The 18601-nt window shown below is 36.2% G+C and carries 12 protein-coding genes; 1 reads left to right on the forward strand and 11 read right to left on the reverse strand.

Annotated features, from left to right (window positions below):
* Nucleotides 1-2: 2 nt before the first annotated feature.
* From H8B04_RS02415 to H8B04_RS02455, 9 genes are all read right to left on the reverse strand, one after another.
* Nucleotides 3-2327: a TonB-dependent receptor gene (locus tag H8B04_RS02415; RefSeq protein WP_190301331.1), complete on the reverse strand. Its 2325-nt coding sequence runs from the start codon at nt 2325-2327 to the stop codon at nt 3-5.
* Between the two features lie 18 nt (nt 2328-2345).
* Nucleotides 2346-3152, reverse strand: a complete 807-nt coding sequence (locus tag H8B04_RS02420; RefSeq protein WP_165289613.1) for an alpha/beta hydrolase — start codon at nt 3150-3152, stop codon at nt 2346-2348.
* 4 nt (nt 3153-3156) lie between these two features.
* Nucleotides 3157-4029 carry a hypothetical protein gene (locus tag H8B04_RS02425; RefSeq protein ID WP_190301332.1) on the reverse strand — a complete coding sequence of 291 codons (873 nt, stop codon included), beginning with the start codon at nt 4027-4029 and terminating at the stop codon, nt 3157-3159.
* A gap of 3 nt (nt 4030-4032) precedes the next feature.
* Nucleotides 4033-5700, reverse strand: a complete 1668-nt coding sequence (locus H8B04_RS02430) for a PNGase F N-terminal domain-containing protein (RefSeq protein ID WP_190301333.1) — start codon at nt 5698-5700, stop codon at nt 4033-4035.
* A 21-nt stretch (nt 5701-5721) separates the two neighbouring features.
* Nucleotides 5722-6768 (reverse strand): flavin reductase family protein, encoded by a 1047-nt coding sequence (locus tag H8B04_RS02435; RefSeq protein ID WP_190301334.1) that lies wholly within the window; start codon nt 6766-6768, stop codon nt 5722-5724.
* Nucleotides 6769-6854: 86 nt separating this feature from the next.
* Nucleotides 6855-9890 carry a translation initiation factor IF-2 gene (infB, locus tag H8B04_RS02440; RefSeq protein WP_165289605.1) on the reverse strand — a complete coding sequence of 1012 codons (3036 nt, stop codon included), beginning with the start codon at nt 9888-9890 and terminating at the stop codon, nt 6855-6857.
* Nucleotides 9891-9996: 106 nt separating this feature from the next.
* Nucleotides 9997-11238: a transcription termination factor NusA gene (gene nusA / locus H8B04_RS02445; RefSeq protein ID WP_165289603.1), complete on the reverse strand. Its 1242-nt coding sequence runs from the start codon at nt 11236-11238 to the stop codon at nt 9997-9999.
* Between the two features lies 1 nt (nt 11239).
* Nucleotides 11240-11704: a ribosome assembly cofactor RimP gene (rimP, locus tag H8B04_RS02450; RefSeq protein ID WP_165289601.1), complete on the reverse strand. Its 465-nt coding sequence runs from the start codon at nt 11702-11704 to the stop codon at nt 11240-11242.
* A gap of 101 nt (nt 11705-11805) precedes the next feature.
* Nucleotides 11806-12582 carry an XRE family transcriptional regulator gene (locus H8B04_RS02455; RefSeq protein ID WP_165289600.1) on the reverse strand — a complete coding sequence of 259 codons (777 nt, stop codon included), beginning with the start codon at nt 12580-12582 and terminating at the stop codon, nt 11806-11808.
* Between the two features lie 104 nt (nt 12583-12686).
* Between H8B04_RS02455 and H8B04_RS02460 the strand changes: the two genes are divergently transcribed.
* Nucleotides 12687-13004 carry a GIY-YIG nuclease family protein gene (locus H8B04_RS02460; RefSeq protein ID WP_165289598.1) on the forward strand — a complete coding sequence of 106 codons (318 nt, stop codon included), beginning with the start codon at nt 12687-12689 and terminating at the stop codon, nt 13002-13004.
* Between the two features lie 56 nt (nt 13005-13060).
* Here H8B04_RS02460 and H8B04_RS02465 read toward each other — a convergent pair whose 3' ends face one another.
* Both H8B04_RS02465 and H8B04_RS02470 read right to left on the reverse strand, forming a co-directional pair.
* A complete protein-coding gene (locus tag H8B04_RS02465) occupies nt 13061-16198 on the reverse strand; it encodes a DPP IV N-terminal domain-containing protein (RefSeq protein ID WP_165289596.1) in 3138 nt (1045 codons plus the stop codon).
* Between the two features lie 36 nt (nt 16199-16234).
* A complete protein-coding gene (locus tag H8B04_RS02470; protein ID WP_317170632.1) occupies nt 16235-18529 on the reverse strand; it encodes a transglycosylase domain-containing protein in 2295 nt (764 codons plus the stop codon).
* Between the last annotated feature and the right edge of the window lie 72 nt (nt 18530-18601).

Consider the following 18601-nt stretch of genomic DNA (forward strand, 5'->3'; position numbering starts at 1 on the left):
TTTTAAAATTTAAAGTTCCAAGTTACCGACGGAATAATACCAAATAAAGCGATTTTGTAAGCTTCTGTAATATTGGCATTATTTTCATTTTCTCTAAAATCTATGATATAAGCATTTTTGCGGTTATACACGTTATACAAACCAAAAGACCAGCTCGACTTAAAGCGTTTATTTTCTTTCAAAGGTTCATATGTGGCGGACAAGTCTAACCTATGGTAGTCTGGCATACGATAACCATTTCGTTCGGTATAATAAAATAAAGTGCGACCATCTACGGTGTATTTGCCACTTGGAAAAGTGATAGCATTTCCTGTATAATACACAAAATTAGCCCCTAAGTTCCATTTATCGGTCAATTTGTATAATCCTACGACCGAAATATCATGTGTCCGGTCTTGTCTGGCATTAAACCATTCGCCATTGTTGATTTGATCAAATTGTCTTTCACTTTTTCCCAAAGTATAGCTCACCCATCCACTCATTCTGCCTTTGGTTTTACGTACATAAAGCTCCAAACCATACGCTCTACCTTTACCGAATAAAAGTTCGCCTTCTAAGTATTCATTTGCTTGCAAATCTGCTCCATTCCTGAAATCTATCTGATTTCCCATGTGTTTGTAGAAACTTTCTACAGAAAACTCATAGGTATTGTTAGCAAAATTTCTGAAATAACCTGCTGCCACTTGATCTGCAAATTGGGGCTTTATATTTTTACTGCTTAATACATATTGATCAGTTGGTAAAGATGAAGTCGTATTTGTCAATTGATGCAAGTTTTGTACGATACGGTTATACGAAGTCTTGATACTTTGTTTATCATCTAAAATAAAGGACGCCGACAGACGCGGCTCTAAATTTAAATGATGTTTGATGACTTTAGAACCACTAAATTTCTCAATAGAAATTGCTTCACCATCGGCATCAAAAGTATAAAATGTCCCAGGACCTTGCACCATAAAATCTGTAGCGCGTATTCCATACAATACCGATAACCAATAAGTAGGATTCCATTCATGAGAAAGATAAGCCGCTAATTCGACCCCATAACGTTTTTCAATATTAATAGAGTTAACGGCAGAATTTTCTTGCGCATTGAGACTAGCTGGTGATATTTTTTGTTTTAATGCATTTAAACCAAATCTCCATGTACTTTTATTATTTGCGTAATAGGAGAAATCTTGTTTAAGGCTAATATTTTCAATTTTGGACGCAATTACAAAATCACTATTTTCATTGCTCACATTTACATTGTAAGTAAAATCGCTATAAATTAAAGATGTATTGCTAAATAACTTTTCACTGAAAATATGATTCCAACGGACAGTAGCTGTGGCATTTCCCCAATCAAAACTAAATAGATCTCCATACCCTAAGTCGTCTTTTCCGAAGTAGCCAGAAGCATATAATGTGTTTTTATCGTTAAATCTATAGTTTAACTTAGCATTCAAATCATAGAAATATAACTTACTGTCATTAACTGTTTTATCATTCGAAGCCTTAAGAAACAAATCAGCATATGTTCTACGACCACTAATCATAAAAGAGCTTTTATCTTTTTGCAAAGGACCTTCCAATTTCAACCTAGAAGCTATCAGCCCAATACCGCCTTCACCAGCAAATTTCTTGTTATTGCCATCAATCATATGGATATCCATAACAGAAGAAATTCTTCCACCATATTGCGCGGGAATGCCTCCTTTGAAAAGTTCTACATCTTTGATAGCATCCGAATTAAAAGTCGAAAAGAATCCAAGCAAGTGAGAAGCGTTGTAGACTGTCGCCTCATCCAACAAAATCAAATTCTGATCACCACCACCACCACGCACAAAGAAATTAGATGAACCTTCCCCTCCCTTGCCTACACCAGGTAGCATTTGAATAGTTTTCAGAATATCACGCTCACCAAAAAGCACAGGTACATTCTTAATCTCTTCAATCGTAAAATTTATTGCGCCCATTTGGGGACTAGTCACATTTTTATTTTGCTTTTTACCCGAAATTACAACTTCTTCTATCTCTCTTCCAATTGGCGATAGTTCAAAATTGAATCTTTTCTGTGTAGTTGTGTTTATTTGTTCTTCGATTGGCTGATAGCCTACATAAGAAATAAGTACGGTAGATTCACCTGCATCTAATTCTAATGAGAAAAATCCATAACTATTTGTCCTTACAGTCCGATTGGTTTCCTTAGATTGCACCGTAGCACCTATCAAAACCTCTCCTGAAGAACCATCTTTTACATATCCACTGATATTGACTTTAGTTTGTGCAAAAAGACTAGCATGAAACAATAAAGCAACAACTAATAAAGCGTACTGTCGAAACATATTTTACGAATAAATCTCCTAATTTCTAAAAAACTGATCAAAAAATGCCATCTGGAATGCAATAGATTGCGCCCAATAATTCCAGTCGTGTTTCCCTGGCATGTTTAAATAGGAATGTTGAATGTTAAGATAAGACAATTTTTTATGCAATTCTTCATTTACTCCAAAGAAAAAGTCGTCATAGCCACAGTCTATAAATATTTTCAGGCTATTAGGTTTGATTAGATGCAATTGCTCCATTACCGTATGCTCGCTCCATTTTTCTTTGTTGGCTGCATATTCACCAAGACGTTTGCTCATATCCCAATTATTTGGAAACGGGCGAATGTCAACGCCTCCAGCTGTACTACCAACAGCTCCATAAACATCTTGATGACGAATAGCCAAATATAAAGCGCCATGACCGCCCATACTTAATCCTGTAATGGCTCTGCCTGTACGATGTTTACATACATTGTAATTTGATTCTATATACTCCACTAATTCATTACTCACAAAAGTCTCATATTGAAAATCTGGCGTAGTATCCCAATACCAGCTTCCATGTCCACCATCAGGACAAACTACCATATAATTGTAGCGATCCACCAAAGCTTTGATATACGGGACCTTTTCTACCCAATTCGAATAATTTCCACCGTACCCATGAAGCAAATAAAGAGTGGGTATGACTTTTGATTTTTGATCATCTGGGCGAATTACCACCGTTTTAATTTTTTTATTCATGCTTGCAGAAAACACTTCAACAGTATCTACTCGCGAAGCAAAAGCCTGATTTGAGCTAATAAAAATAAATAGTAATAGTAATGAATATAGGTTTTTCATAGTTTTAAAAATCGTATCTGTAAAGATAGGAATCCAATCCAAAAGGACGCTCAGAAATTGTATAGAAAAAACGTTTTTTTAGATCAAAACAAATAGCCTCACCTTGTGGTTCGATCTGGTATGGAATTATTTTTGGTTCGCTTTGGAATGTTTCAATTATTGACTCTTTATTTTTTCTTTCCCAAAAATAAATATGCGTCAAATTTTTGGCTAAAATATACTTCCCATCAGAAGAAATATCAGCTGCTGTAGTAAATGTAAATGGCAATGTTTGCAAAGGTTTTACAACATTAACCTGATCACTTTTCAAATCTATAGGAAAGCTAAAAACTGTAGATTCAAAATCTCTTTTCGATAAAATATAAACCTGAAGATCTAACGGATCCACAAATAAAGCTTCTGCATCTCTTCTCTTGTCGATGTATCGGAATTTTAATTCTTTAACTAAGGGAACTTTGATTGAAGATACATTGAAATTTACTTTTGGTTCTTCAATGATATACAAGGATAGAATTTCCCTATCTCTCAAATTATTTCCCATATCTGCAAGCAAAAGATATTTTTTATCATTCAATTGAAATCTGCCAATATCTTCAATATCTAGAGCTTTAACACCCTCTATCTCTACTCTTACTTTAAGTGATGCTTTAGAATCTATCAGATAAATATTTGGGCCATCACCGCTATCATTATGAACCCAAAAATATCCTTCTTCATAACCGTAAGGTACAATTCCAGAAATTTCTGTAATCGCAGCACTTGTCACTTTTCCTAATCTTTGAGGATTTTGACCATATAGTTCAGTAGAGCCCACTGTACCTAGAATAAGAATAATGATAGTGAAAATGGTAATTAAGTTATTTCTAAATCTGATCATAATTTATTTCTCAAACAATAAAGCTCCACTTACGTTCCAAAAACTTTGACTATCTCCTTCCGCAGGCCCCTGTGGAATATGAACCCGAATTTTATGCTTCCCAGCTTTTAAATTTCCTAAATCAATATAATTTGGATAAGTAATAGTTCCGGGACACCAGTTTGAACGACTTAAATCGGAAGAGGACAAACCGCTATCAAAATTTCCAGATACAGGATTATACAGCCGATAACTACCACAATCCACGCGCCATGGTGTAAATTGAAATTTCAACTCTCCGTCTAAATAAATAGAATTTAATTTCGGCACAAATTCGTCACCATTCCACCAGCCGCCATGTCCAGTAGTAATATAACGTAATCTTGCCTTTGAAATATCTTCTTTAAGTTCAAATTCCACTTCCAATCCTTTTTCTGAACCAAATAAAGTCGGATAAGTTTGGCCTCCCATCTCCATTACATTAGTTGTATTAAATAAGGAAAGGGCTTCTGTCTTGTGTGCGTAGTTTGAATTTCCTGGATGGATAGTCAATTCCAAATTCACCATATGTCCACCTTTGTCATAATTACCTATATACGTTCCAATGTAAATTTCCTTTCCAGACATTACACTTAAAAACTCAGAAACATCTTGTCTATAAGTCACAGAATCTTGCCAAGTTTTGCCTTTTAAAGTCAATCTATCATTGAAATGTGAGACTCCAAATGGTGTGAAAAATCGCATTAATTCAAATATGGGTGAATAACCATTTGTTCGAACCATGCCCAAATAATCTTTCCCATCGCCAACATCATACTTAGGTAAAGTTGACATCCCTTTATTCATCCCGTCTAAAAAAGTTAACGGTTGATCGTCTGTAATTAAAAAAACGGATCCTGTTCTATCGTATGCATCACCATTTGATTTTTCAATCAATTCTATAAAAGCCTGACTATCCTCCAATAAAGCTGGCACTTTAACTTTTTTTAGTAGGACTGTTCCAGCAGCAAATCGTAATATAGAATCTGATTTAACATTATCAGGGTCAAAACATATTTTCTCATTATTGAAAATAGGAATCTGGATAAATTTGCTTTTCCAAACTTCATCACGATACGTTAATATATCTAGGACATTTTCTTCTTTTGGAATGGAATATCCCGCAGGAAAATCATTAATTTTTTCAATTTTGGTGGCAACTAATCCACTATTTACATTCCGCACATATTCCAAAACCACTCCTTTTGCCAAACCAACTTCATTAGGAGCGGCTTTTAAAGGCAATTCATTTGTATAGTAAATATCAATCGTATTAGAATTAACGGAAGTAGTCGATTTTTTGACCTTTTTTGCTAAAATAGTTTTTTGTTCATCCTTGTCAATGAATCTGTAGCGATTATAGGAGGCCGAATCTGCCGAAAAGATATTCCTTTTATTCTGAAATGTAGATTTTTTATAAATAATTTTGGATCGATGATCTACAATACTTTCTTCGGCAGTTTGCTTGAATGTATTGTCCAGAATACTTTGCTTTGTAATGATGGTTTTGTTTTGATCGGCAAAAACAATAACCGGATCACTATTATTTAAAACTTGATTGTTGCGCGTGACATGATAGGTAATTTTATACACTTGCCCATATCCAAAATACACTGCAAATGCAAAAATGAAAAGCAATAGATATTTTTTCATCAAAATAGATTTAAATTCGTTTTACATTACTTCAATTATTGTCCCATCCTCTGTTGGGTGAGATACACAGATAAGACATTTTCCTCTTTCCACTTCGCTGTCTGTCAATACTTCATTATAATCCATTTTCACTGCGCCTTTCACTACTTGAGAAATACAGGTACTACACATACCTGATTTGCAAGAATATGGAAGCTTGATTTTTTGCGATAGTCCAACATTTAATACAGTATCATTGCCAGGAACCAATAAATGATGCTCCTGTCCATTGAATCGCAAGATGACATTATATTCGTTGGTGTCCACTTCCTCCTCTTCATATTCATCATCATCCTCTTCCTCTTCAGGAAAATGAAATGTTTCTTTTCGCACATTCTCATCAGGAAATCCCATCCCTAAAAGGGTAAACCGTACTAAATCCATATAAAACAATGGACCACAGGTATAGAATAAGGCTTCGCTAGAACTCTCCTCTAAATAATGATTGACCAATGAAATCAGATATTCCCTATTCAAACGAGCTTTAGCAAGATTTTTAGAGTTTGACCAAATAAATTCAATATGCAGCCTTGTCGGATAACGTTGTTGCCAAGCTAATAATTCTTCATAGAAAGCGGTTTTCTCTTTGGAACTATTGCTATATATTAAGACAATTTGTGTGTTTTTCTCTTTTAATAAAGCTGTTTTGAGAATTGAATATAAGGGGGTAATTCCCACTCCAGCCGCAAAAAGGAATACAGTTCTTTCTGAATCTATTTCAGGGTCATAAGTAAATAATCCTTGCGGTTCAAGAACATTAATCCTATCTCCAATATTCAACCTATGATGTAGTAATCGAGAAATTTCGCCATTTTCTACACGTTTTACTGTAATCTCAAGAGGCTCATTTACCGATGGTGAGCTACTAAACGAATAAGAACGTCTTACTTCACGTTCCCCAAATTGAAAATGTAAGGTTAGAAATTGACCTGCTTTATATGTTGGAAATTTTCCTGATATATCTTCAAAACGAATGGATATAATATCATTCGGACGCTTTATTATTTCGGAAACCTTGAATTCATACATAGACTTAAAGATAAAAATAAAAAGCAGGACAAATAAAAAATCCTGACTTTGGAGGTCAGGATTTTACAATAATATTATGTGTAAGATTATAACTTACGTTTAACTTCTACTTGTTCGTAAGCTTCTACGATATCACCTACTTGGATGTCATTAAACTTGTCGATGTTCAATCCACATTCGTAACCGAATGATACTTCCTTCACATCATCTTTGAAACGTTTTAACGAAGCTAATTTACCAGTATGGATTACTACGCCATCACGAATAATTCTAATATCATTGCTACGAGAGATCTTACCACTTGTAACCATACAACCTGCGATCGTACCCACTTTAGAGATTTTGAAAGTCTCACGAATCTCAACCTCTGCAACGATTTTCTCTTCGAACTTAGGCGCCAACATACCTTCCATTGCCGATTTAAGTTCATCGATAGCATCATAGATGATAGAGTATAGACGTACATCTATTTGCTCTGTTTCAGCTAATTTACGTGCATTTTGCGTAGGTCTCACTTGGAAACCGATGATAATCGCATCAGATGCTGAAGCTAACAAAACGTCTGATTCAGAAATAGCACCCACTGATTTGTGAATAATATTTACCTGAATTTCGTCTGTTGACAATTTCAACAAGGAGTCTGATAACGCTTCGATAGAACCATCCACGTCACCTTTCACGATTACATTCAATTCTTTGAAGTTACCGATAGCCAAACGACGACCGATTTCATCCAATGTAATGTGTTTAGTAGCACGCATACCTTGTTCACGTTGTAATTGTAAACGTTTATTTGCTACTTGACGAGCTTCAGATTCACTCTCTAGGACGTACAATTTATCACCTGCTGTTGGTGCACCTGACATACCTAAGATCTGAACTGGTGTCGAAGGTCCAGCTTCTTTCACCCGTTCACCACGTTCATTTGTTAAAGCTTTTACTTTACCTGAGTGTGAACCTGCTAAGATCGCATCTCCTACTCGCAATGTACCACCTTGTACTAATACCGTAGTTACAATACCACGACCTTTATCTAAAGCTGATTCAATTACAGAACCTACAGCACGTTTTTTAGGATCGGCTTTCAATTCTAACAATTCAGCTTCTAATAATACTTTTTCTAATAATAAATCAACGTTCTCACCTGTTTTAGCAGAAATCTCTTGTGCTTGGTATTTACCACCCCAATCTTCCACTAAAATGTTCATTGCTGATAATTGCTCACGGATTCTATCCGCATTCGCTCCTGGTTTATCCACTTTAGTAAAAGCGAATACAATTGGAGATCCTGCTGCTTGTGCGTGATTAATAGCTTCTCTAGTTTGAGGCATCACGGCATCATCGGCAGCGATAACAATAATAACGATATCCGTTACTTTAGCACCACGAGCACGCATCGCAGTGAAGGCTTCGTGACCTGGAGTATCTAAGAATGTAATCTTACGACCATCATCCAATTTCACGGCATACGCACCGATGTGTTGGGTAATACCACCTGCTTCACCTTTAGTTACGTTAGCTTTACGGATATAATCCAATAATGAAGTTTTACCGTGATCGACGTGTCCCATTACTGTTACGATAGGTGCACGAGGAACTAAGTTCGCTTCGTTGTCAGCTTCTTCTAATTCAGCAACTTCCTCATCTTCAGGTTTGATAAATTCAACTTGGTAACCAAACTCATCCGCTACGATAGTTAAAGTCTCCGCGTCTAAACGTTGGTTGATAGACACGAACATACCTAAACTCATACACGTAGCAATAATTTGAGTTACAGGAACATCCATCAAGTTTGCTAACTCATTTGCTGTAACGAATTCAGTTACACGCAAGATTTTAGCTTGCAATTCTTGTTCCAATGCTGCCTCTTCTGCTGAATGTGCTATATCATCACGTTTTTGACGACGTAATTTCGCACGTTGAGCAAACTTACCTGATTTACCAGCACCACTTAAGCGAGCAAGTGTTGCTTTGATTTGATCTTGAATTTCTTTTTCTGATAATTCTTCTTTAGGAGCTTCATTTCTTCCGCCTTTACCTTTATGATCAAATCTACCTCTTCCTCCAGTGTTGTTATTACCTCCTGGACGATTATTGTTATTTCCTCCAGGTCTGTTTTGGCCTTGACCGTGTTGACCTGCTGGTCTATTTTGGTTTTGACCGTGCTGACCACCACCTTGTCGATTTTGACCATGTTGACCACCACCTTGTTGATTGTTTTGGTCATTTGGAGACACAGGAGTGCCTGGTTTATTCGTACGCTTACGCTTACGTTTATTATCTTGATTCGAATTAGAAGATGAAGCTACAGGCTTTTCTTTCGGTTTGAAAGTTGGTAATTCAATCTTACCAATTACCTTAGGTCCTTCTAATTTTTCCGAACGTGCGCGGATAACATCATCAACCGGCTCTTCTTTTGCTTTTGGAGCTACTGGTTTTTGCTCTTGTTTCTCTACTGGTTTAGGGTCGATTTTAGGAGCAACTACTTGTACAGGTTTAGCTTCCTCTTTAACTGGAGCAGCCTCTACTTTTTCTACTTGTACAGGCTTAACCTCTACTTTTGGTTCTTCTTTCACCTCTTCTTTAATAGGTTCTGGTTTAGGTTCTTCCTTTTTCTCGACTACCGGAGTTACTGGAGCCTGTTGTACTGGCTTTCGTTCGACAGGCTGTTCCTCTACCTTTTTAGGTTTTGGTTTATTTAAACTATCTAAATCAATTTTACCAACTACTTTTAAAGAACCTGTATTTGATTCCTCTTTCTCTTGTTTTGCAGGTTCTTCTTTTGCTGCAGGCGGAGTTACTAAAGGATTCTTAATTAAAATTTCATTCTCAATATCTTCATTTTTAGAAGAAGATGACTCTGGAGAAGGAGCAGAACTTCCTGATGAAGGAGCTTCTTCACGACGAATCTTGCCAATTACAATTTGTTTAGCTTCATCTTTTGCGATTTTATCCCCTTGAAATTTACGCAAAAGAACATCGTACATATCTGCAGATAATTTTGTCGTAGGCTTAGCTTCGACATCGAAACCTTTATCCTTTAAAAAATCTACTGCAGTACCAATACCAATATTAAGCTCTTTTGCTGCTTTAAGTAAGTTTATGCTTTTACCTTCTGTCATCTAATATTAACCTCTAAAAATTCTGTTCTTTACAAAAATATGATTTTTTCGCACGCATTTAACAAATATTTACATTTTATATGTAAGATATTTTAGCATCTGAATTTTATTCAAATTCAGATGCTAAGATGCGCACGATTTCTTGAATTGTATCTTCTTCTAAATCTGTACGACGTACCAACTCTTCTTGTGACAACGCTAACACGGATTTCGCACTATCCAAACCAACACGTTTTAATTCGTCAATGATCCAGCTGTCGATTTCGTCTGCGAATTCTTCGATATCCACATCCTCCTCTACTTCGTCATTTTCGCGATATACGTCGATTTCATAACCTGTCAATTTACCTGCCAATTTGATGTTGTGACCACCACGACCAATAGCTAATGACACTTGATCAGGTTTCAAATACACCGCTGCAGTTTTATTTTCATCATCAATTTTGATGGATGAAATACGTGCTGGACTCAATGCACGTGTGATATATAATGAAGCATTTGTTGTAAAATTGATCACGTCAATGTTTTCATTACGCAATTCACGAACGATACCGTGAATACGAGAACCTTTCATACCCACACATGCTCCTACTGGATCAATACGATCATCGTACGATTCTACAGCAACTTTAGCACGTTCTCCTGGTTCACGAACGATTTTCTTAATCGTAATCAAACCGTCAAAGATCTCAGGAACTTCTAATTCAAATAAACGTTGCAAGAATTCTGGTGCAGTACGTGAGATAATGATTTTAGGATTACTATTCATCATATCTACCTTGTGTACTACCGCGCGAATGCTATCACCTTTTTTGAAATAATCCGCAGGGATTTGCTCTGTTTTAGGTAATAACAATTCATTGCCATCTTCGTCTAAAACTAAAATCTCTTTTTTCCAAATTTGGTAAACTTCTCCGATTACCAATTCACCTTCGCGATCTTTATATTTTTTGAAAACTTCATCTTTCTCTAGTTCTAAAATTTTAGATACTAAAGTTTGACGAGCAGCCAAAATAGCACGACGTCCAAAGCTTTCTAGGGTAATCTGCTCGATGTACTCATCACCTACTTCTAGGTCTGGATCATATTGATGTGCTTCAGCCAATTCGATTTCTAAATCGTCATCTTCTGAGAAGCCATCTTCCATGACAACGCGAGTTCTCCAGATTTCTAAGTCACCGTTATCTGGATTCACGATTACGTCAACATTTTCGTCTGTACCGAAACGTTTACGAATCATACTACGAAATACTTCTTCAAGTACTGTGATTACCGTTGGACGGTCAATATTTTTGAACTCTTTAAACTCCTGAAAAGAGTCAATCAAATTAATATTGGTACTGCTCATTTTATTTAAATGAAATTAACACTCTTGTTTCCTTTATTTGATCTACTGGTATTGAAGCTTCTTTTAATTCAGCCTTTTTACCTTTTTCTTTTACTTTTTCTTCAATAGTAACTTCGCTTTCTGTAGCAGCAAGAAGTTTACCTTCTTTTTTGTCACCATTTGCTAGTTTAACACGAACGTCTCTACCAATGTTTTTGGTATACTGACGTAAAAGTGTCAAAGGAGAATCTATTCCCGGAGAAGAAACTTCCAAACGGTACGCATGTTCGATTACATTTTCTTCTTCTAGATGAAATCCCACATGTCTACTTACACCCACACAGTCATCAATCGAAATCCCTTGATCACCATCTAATAAAATGGATAAAATTCCATTTTTAAGCATAGTAATATTAACGATAAAAAGGTCGGGACGATCGGCGATTTTTTCTTCTACTAATTCTCTAACTCGTTTTTCAATCTGCATAATTTTCAAAATTGAATTAAAAAAGGGGGCATTCCATGCCCCCTTCCTTTCAGATAATGCAAATATACACAATAATTATATAAGCAAGAAATTTTGTCATACTATTTTTTCGTTTCTACTACAGAATTTATAGTTTTTTGCATTTGAGCCATCATCGTAGTTAACGATTCAATAGTTGGCTCTGCGCTAGGCTCAGGGAATTCCGTAGAGATATAGGCTTTTGCTTTCCATACTTCTAAGATATCCTCAGGTTGCACCCAATAGGGCTCATAAACTTTATTATCTGACACCAATTTTAATCCTTTGTCGTCTTTATATTTGAAAGCTATACGTTTGTACACCACTCCATCATCTTTAGAAATTACCACGTATGTCTGACCAGCTTTGATATCATGCCAATCATCTACGTATTCGCCTATCACAATCGAACCGCTTGGAAGTGGCAACATTGAATCACCTTTAATCTCAAATGCACGATAAGTTCCTTGATTAAACATTGGCAACGAAAATCTCGGTAATTCTTTTACATACTCTGGATCTCCATAACCGTTCAAATATCCAGCACTAGCTTTTACGGGTACTAGTTCGATATTTTCTTTATCCTCCTTATCTACCGTAACCGAAAGCACTCGAAGATTAGAAGAATTACTTTTTGCAACAGGTTTCCACTTCTCATCGATCACATCATTTGCTAATTCATCCATACTTAACCCATAATGTTCTGCTATTTTTTTTAGCAATTCATATTTAGGCTCAGCACGATCTTCTTCATACGCACCTACAGAAGCACGTTTAATCCCCATTAAATCAGCAAATTGCTGCTGTGTTAAGTTATGTTTCTTACGCAGAAACTTCAAATTGGAAGCAATATTTGACATTATATTTTTTTCAAAATTATTTGTTAATACTAAAATTATTAGTAATATTGTGCCAATAAAATTAGTAAACATATTTTGTAAACCCAAATATTTTAGTAAAAACTATGCAAAAGCACATCGTATATATCACTACAGACGCAAACAGAGTTTATGTTGAGGCTGGTTATTGTCAAGACATTACCCTAAAATTATTTGAATTACAAAATTCGGCTACCTCTTTTATGTTGCGTGGACCAAAATTTTCACGGATAGTACACACGGAAGAGTTTGATAGTTTTGAAGCGGCAGAACGCAGAAAAAATGAATTGAATAGTTTTACACGTATGCAAAAAGAAAAATTAATTCGTAAATACAATCCGAATTGGTTAGGAATCCACAACATGGACACCTCTATAATGAAGAAAGCTGCTGCTTATGCCTAGACATAAACAACAGCTTTTTACAACCTTAACATATATCGCAATGTATGGTATATAGACTACCAGCCAGGCGTGAAGTTTAATCCAAATGTTCCAATTTTTGATTTCGTTTTTTGGAATGGAATTGCATAATAAGGTTCTAATATCATAGCGCCAAACAAATTAACACGTAGCGAAACCCCTGCACTAAATACTGGAACACGCACATTTTGGTTATAGATCATTACAGGTTGATTGTTTCCATCAACTACTGGCTGACCATCTTTATCTACGGCTTGAACTAAATCCGCATCTGTACGATTCATTTTAATGGTATTGCCACCATACCACGCCAAACCACCATCAACAAAGAAATTCAAGTCAGAGAATAATAATCCTGATTTGACTAGAGCTAATTTTTCAGGACCTGTAAAAGGTATACGCACTTCAAAATTACCAATTGCCATTCTTGAACCAGAAAGTTCGGAGAATCCTATATTACCCGTCACATCTACATTACCACTTTCATATCCACGAATCAAATATGGATAACCAATATATAATGGATATAATGCACTTTCATCTTTTCCTACACGCATATATGAATACAAACGAGCAGCAATTGTCACCGGCTTATAACGATTATATTTTCGAAGATCCACATTAAGTGCTGTAAAGTTATAATCACCGAAATATTGTTCTGCACCTAAACGGTATCTAAAACCCTGCAAGGGTGCAGTAATTCCAAATACAGCATTATCTCCTACAAAACCAGAATTTACTTGTTGGATAACGAAAGGTTTAAAATTACCACCTAACAATTGAGAAGCTTCTTCATTTGTAATTTTTTGTCTATCACCATAGCCGTACCAATAACTTTGTCTCCATTTATCCACACGGTAACCATATCTAGAAATTGCAGCTCCCACTTCAAAACGATGATGACGATTAAATGGATAGGCTACAAAAGCTTCAGCCTGTGTTTGAAAAGTCCGTATAATATAAGTGCTCACCGCTAGCTCTGGCTGTCCTTGATAAAATTCTTCGTAACCATATTGTGAAAAACCGGTCATATAAGGAATATGGGATAATGCACCTCCCCAATTCCAACGACTACGCTGATTAATATAAGCAACCTGACCTCCAAAATCATAAATTTCACCATTAATATTCAAAGCAGCGAAGATTTGATTATATCCAAGAATATCTGAAAATTGACCTTGCACGCCTGAATTGATACCAGCACCATAGCGCGATCCAACAGACATTCCAACACCAGAATTAGCTAGATAATCTAACTTGAATTTTGGTGTATAAGCTATATTGCTAATCTGCGCATCGTTGATACGTTCAAAAACATTGAAATTACTTAAGTTACGATTTACAACATTCACTCCACGATCTACATTTGGTGGCAAAATAGCTGCAGTCATATCTATTTCCTGTGCTGAAACTTGTACAGGTTCGAATTCAGAAACATTTGCTTTATAAATGTTATACTTTTTCTTTTTAAAGAAGGAGTACACTATTTCATCATTTGCCGAAACGGATATAGCAGGAGAATATTCTGTAATACCTGATATACCCGTGAAGTAATCGGTCAAACGTTCTACCGTACCTGAATTTAAATGATAACGATATAGGTTACGGAATCCGTCACTATTGGATAAGAAAAAGATCGATGTTCCATCACCTGAAAATTGTGGATTTAAATTGTTAGCTCCTGGGAATACATCAATATTTGTGATTTTTCCTGTAGCAATTTCATACAGCGCCAAGTTCATTGGAATACTTACCGAACGGCTATTGCTTTCTAATGCCACACGATCGGTACTGAATACTATATATTTTCCGTCACGCGAATAGTTTGGTTGATAATCCGAATAATGGTCGTCAGTTAATTGCGTAAGTTTTTTAGTTTTTATATTATAGGTATATAAATCCGATCTTCCTTCCTCTAATCCTGAAAATGCCACTGTTTCACCATCTGGGGACCATGCTATATTCGCAAATTCTACAATATTACCCATAGCTTCTGTCAAGATAGGATTACCACTTTCGACATCCACAATCATCAGCTTGTTCTTACCTTGCGAAAACACAGAAAAAGCAAATTTTTTAGAATCTGGAGAAAAAGAACCCGCGGATTCTAAGAAACTAAATTCGTCAATATCCTTATTTGTCAACTTACTTCCCAGCTTTCGTATTCGCTTGCCTGTTTTGGCATCAGCGAGAAATAAATCTATACTAAATAAATCTTGTTCGGATAAGTAAACGAGATATTTTCCATCTGGTGAGATGGTAGGCGAAAGGTTCATTTCTCCCGCATTTGTTTGATTGATTAGATTAATACCTATGGGACGCGTAGTCGTATCCTTTCCTAAATTACGATACGCTTGCTCCATACTATTTTTCCATAAAGTAGACATGGTTTGCGCGTCATAACCAAACACTCTGCGCATCGCAAATTCATACCCATATTTGGCTGTTTCGATGAACAGCGGCATGATAACTGTATCCCCATAAGTGGAACCGATAAATGACCAAAAAGCCTGCCCATAACGATAAGGAAAATAATTGTAAGACTGCTCCGTCATTTGTTTTAATGAAGGAATATCTTTGTGTAAATAAGCATCACGCATCCACATAGAAGTAAAAGCATCTTTCTTACCGATAGAAAAATATTCCGCCATTCCCTCAATCATCCATAATGGAATATTTCCGATATTTTCCAGACGCGTAGAATCCCCTCCTTCCATGATCACACGATATTGGAAAGCGTGAACCATCTCGTGGCCTAACACGTGTCGGGTTTGTTGATTAATCTGCATAATAGGCATAACGACACGCTGTTTAAACGCTTCAGTTACACCTCCGGTCCCAACGGATATTTCGCCTGAAATGGCAGTTGTTTGTTGAAATTCAGGATGGTTATTGTAGATAATAATTGGATTTTTGCGCGAAAAAGTATCTTGAAAAACCTGTTGATGCATATCATACCAGATTTCGGACTCTTTGGCTAACCAACGCATCATGGAATCATTTTGCAGGTAATAGTAAATATTGAAATGCGGAGTGTCGTACACTTTAAAATTCAACTTTTTGTACCGCATTTTATTCTGCCCAAAATACTGCGCATTTACCGATCCCCCAAAGACAAGCATTAATGCTAAGCAGCACAAAATCTTATTAAAACACTTTTTTGCCAACAAACTCATAATTAAATAGTTAATACTATAAATTTTGTAATTTTCTTATTGTTCTTCAGTTGTAGATTCTTCCGTTGAATTTTGATTTTCTTGCAAAGGATCTAATTCTACATCCGTATCTAAATCAGTATTTGTACTGTCCACCGGAGCTACATACTGTGCTCTTGGCGTTGGACATTGATATGTTTTGGTGATCTCCACCGTCGGTTCAGGGAATTTACCAAATGTAACGCCTAATTCCGGATGTTTGTAAACTTCTTCCATAAACATGGCATATATTGGCAAAGCTGTTTTTGAACCTTCACCAGAAGCTGAATTCTTAAAGTGAATACTTTGTTCATCACAACCAACCCAAACACCTGCAATTAAGTCTTTTGTTACGCCCATGTACCATGCATCTACATAATCAGATGAAGTACCCGTTTTACCACCAATTTGATTATTCTCTTTAAACAAGTCCCACTCCCATAATGCCTGTGAAGTACCTCTTGGTTCTTCAATAGTACCTCGCAACATATAGGTCATCAGCCATGCATTTTCAGGACTGATTACTTGTTTGTGTTCTGTTTCAAAAGAAGCAATAACATGTCCTTCTTGATCTACAATTTTAGACACTAAAATAGGTTCTGTGGTTTTACCCGCATTCATAAAAGTTGCATAGGCTTTCACCATTTCATATACAGACACATCATTTGGCCCTAACCCCACAGAAGGCACAGCTTGCAATTTACTATCAATACCACATTTATGCGCGGTCTCTACAACTTTGTTTGGACCTACCGCTTCAGTTACTTGCGCCGTGATGGTATTCAATGATCTGGCCATTGCGTGACGTAGTGTCATATCACTATATGATACTGACCAGTCCGCATTTTTTGGTTCCCAAGCTTCCATCCCATCCTTACCCATAAACTCAATTTTCACAGGCTTATCGGTAAATTTATCACAAGGTGACATTCCCGATTCTAAAGCCGCTAAGTAAGCGAAAGGTTTGAATGTTGAACCCGCTTGTCTTTTGGCCTGGCTTACATGGTCAAACTTATAGAACTTGTGATTGATACCTCCCACCCAAACTTTAATTTCACCATTATATGGATTCATTGCCATCATACCCGTATTCAACATCATTACATAATGCTTTAAAGAATCCATCGTAGAATAGTTTACTTTTTCCATACCATCCCAGGTAAACACTTCCATCTCTTTCTTTTCATTCAGCACTTGAAAAACACTATCCTCATTGTTATTGAAACGCTGCATTAAGCTAGAGTAAGCAGGCAATTTGCGTGCTTGATTTTCCAAAAACTCAGGAATCACATTTCCTTCCTTGTCACGCCAAGGCTCACTACTTCCCCAAGTATTTTTCAATCTACGTTGCAATTCTTCCATTTTCTTAGCTACAACATTTTCTGCAATTTTTTGCATGCGCGAATCAATTGTAGTGTATATTTTCAAACCAGCTTTATTGATATCAATCTCATTGTCCTGACTCCATTTGTCTAACCAGCGATACACAGCAGATCTCAAATATGAATCATTCGCATCCGTATTATCGTGAAAGCTTAAGTCTAATTTTAACGAGTCTTGAGCTAATTTCGCTACCTGTTCATTATCCAAATAACCAGCTTTTTCCATTTGAGATAATACCACATTACGTCTTTGCAAGGCATTTTTCGGATTACGAATTGGGTTATAAATGGTCGTTCCTTTCAACATACCTACTAACAAAGCACTTTCATTTGTGTTTAGCGCTGAAGGTAATTTATTAAAATAGCGTAAAGATGCAGATTTAATTCCATATGCATTATTACTAAATGATACGGTATTCAGGTACATTGTAATAATGGATTGCTTCGAATATTTGCTTTCCAACTTGTAAGCAGTCATCCATTCTTTGTATTTAGTAATCAAAATACGGACACCAGGAATTTTACTTAGATAACCTTGAGAATGTGCATATCGCGTTTTGAAAAGGTTTTTTGCTAGCTGTTGTGTAATGGTACTTCCTCCACGTTGATCGCCTTTAAGCGTGGAAACAATACCAGAAGCCAAACCAAGAAAGTCTACTCCATTGTGTTTGTAAAAACGAATATCCTCAGTAGCAATCAAGGCTTCAATAACTTCGGGAGCAATACTATCAAAAGAAACTGGATCGCGATCTTCGTCGAAATAACGACCAATCAACACGGAATCAGCGGTATATAATTCTGAGGCTACATTAAGGGTTGGCAATAAGATGTCTTTCTGTGTCGGGGAATATCCAAATAGACCCAAAAAATTTAGTTGAACGGCACATGTGAGCAATACAATAGAATATATTCCTATAATAATGTATCGCAAGAATCGATTTTTAACACGTCTAAACATAGAGTAAATATGACAAAAATGTTTGGTAAAAATCGCATAGAAAAC

The organism is Sphingobacterium litopenaei (genome assembly GCF_014692495.1).
Taxonomy (GTDB): domain Bacteria; phylum Bacteroidota; class Bacteroidia; order Sphingobacteriales; family Sphingobacteriaceae; genus Sphingobacterium; species Sphingobacterium litopenaei.

Bases quoted from the DNA above. Each gene is read 5' to 3' on its own strand.
- nusA (WP_165289603.1), bottom strand. From the start codon at position 11,238: ATGAGCAGTACCAATATTAATTTGATTGACTCTTTTCAGGAGTTTAAA.
- H8B04_RS02425 (WP_190301332.1), bottom strand. From the start codon at position 4,029: ATGATCAGATTTAGAAATAACTTAATTACCATTTTCACTATCATTATT.
- rimP (WP_165289601.1), bottom strand. From the start codon at position 11,704: ATGCAGATTGAAAAACGAGTTAGAGAATTAGTAGAAGAAAAAATCGCC.
- H8B04_RS02420 (WP_165289613.1), bottom strand. From the start codon at position 3,152: ATGAAAAACCTATATTCATTACTATTACTATTTATTTTTATTAGCTCA.
- H8B04_RS02460 (WP_165289598.1), top strand. From the start codon at position 12,687: ATGCAAAAGCACATCGTATATATCACTACAGACGCAAACAGAGTTTAT.
- H8B04_RS02435 (WP_190301334.1), bottom strand. From the start codon at position 6,768: ATGTATGAATTCAAGGTTTCCGAAATAATAAAGCGTCCGAATGATATT.
- H8B04_RS02455 (WP_165289600.1), bottom strand. From the start codon at position 12,582: ATGTCAAATATTGCTTCCAATTTGAAGTTTCTGCGTAAGAAACATAAC.
- H8B04_RS02415 (WP_190301331.1), bottom strand. From the start codon at position 2,327: ATGTTTCGACAGTACGCTTTATTAGTTGTTGCTTTATTGTTTCATGCT.
- H8B04_RS02430 (WP_190301333.1), bottom strand. From the start codon at position 5,700: ATGAAAAAATATCTATTGCTTTTCATTTTTGCATTTGCAGTGTATTTT.
- infB (WP_165289605.1), bottom strand. From the start codon at position 9,890: ATGACAGAAGGTAAAAGCATAAACTTACTTAAAGCAGCAAAAGAGCTT.
- H8B04_RS02465 (WP_165289596.1), bottom strand. From the start codon at position 16,198: ATGAGTTTGTTGGCAAAAAAGTGTTTTAATAAGATTTTGTGCTGCTTA.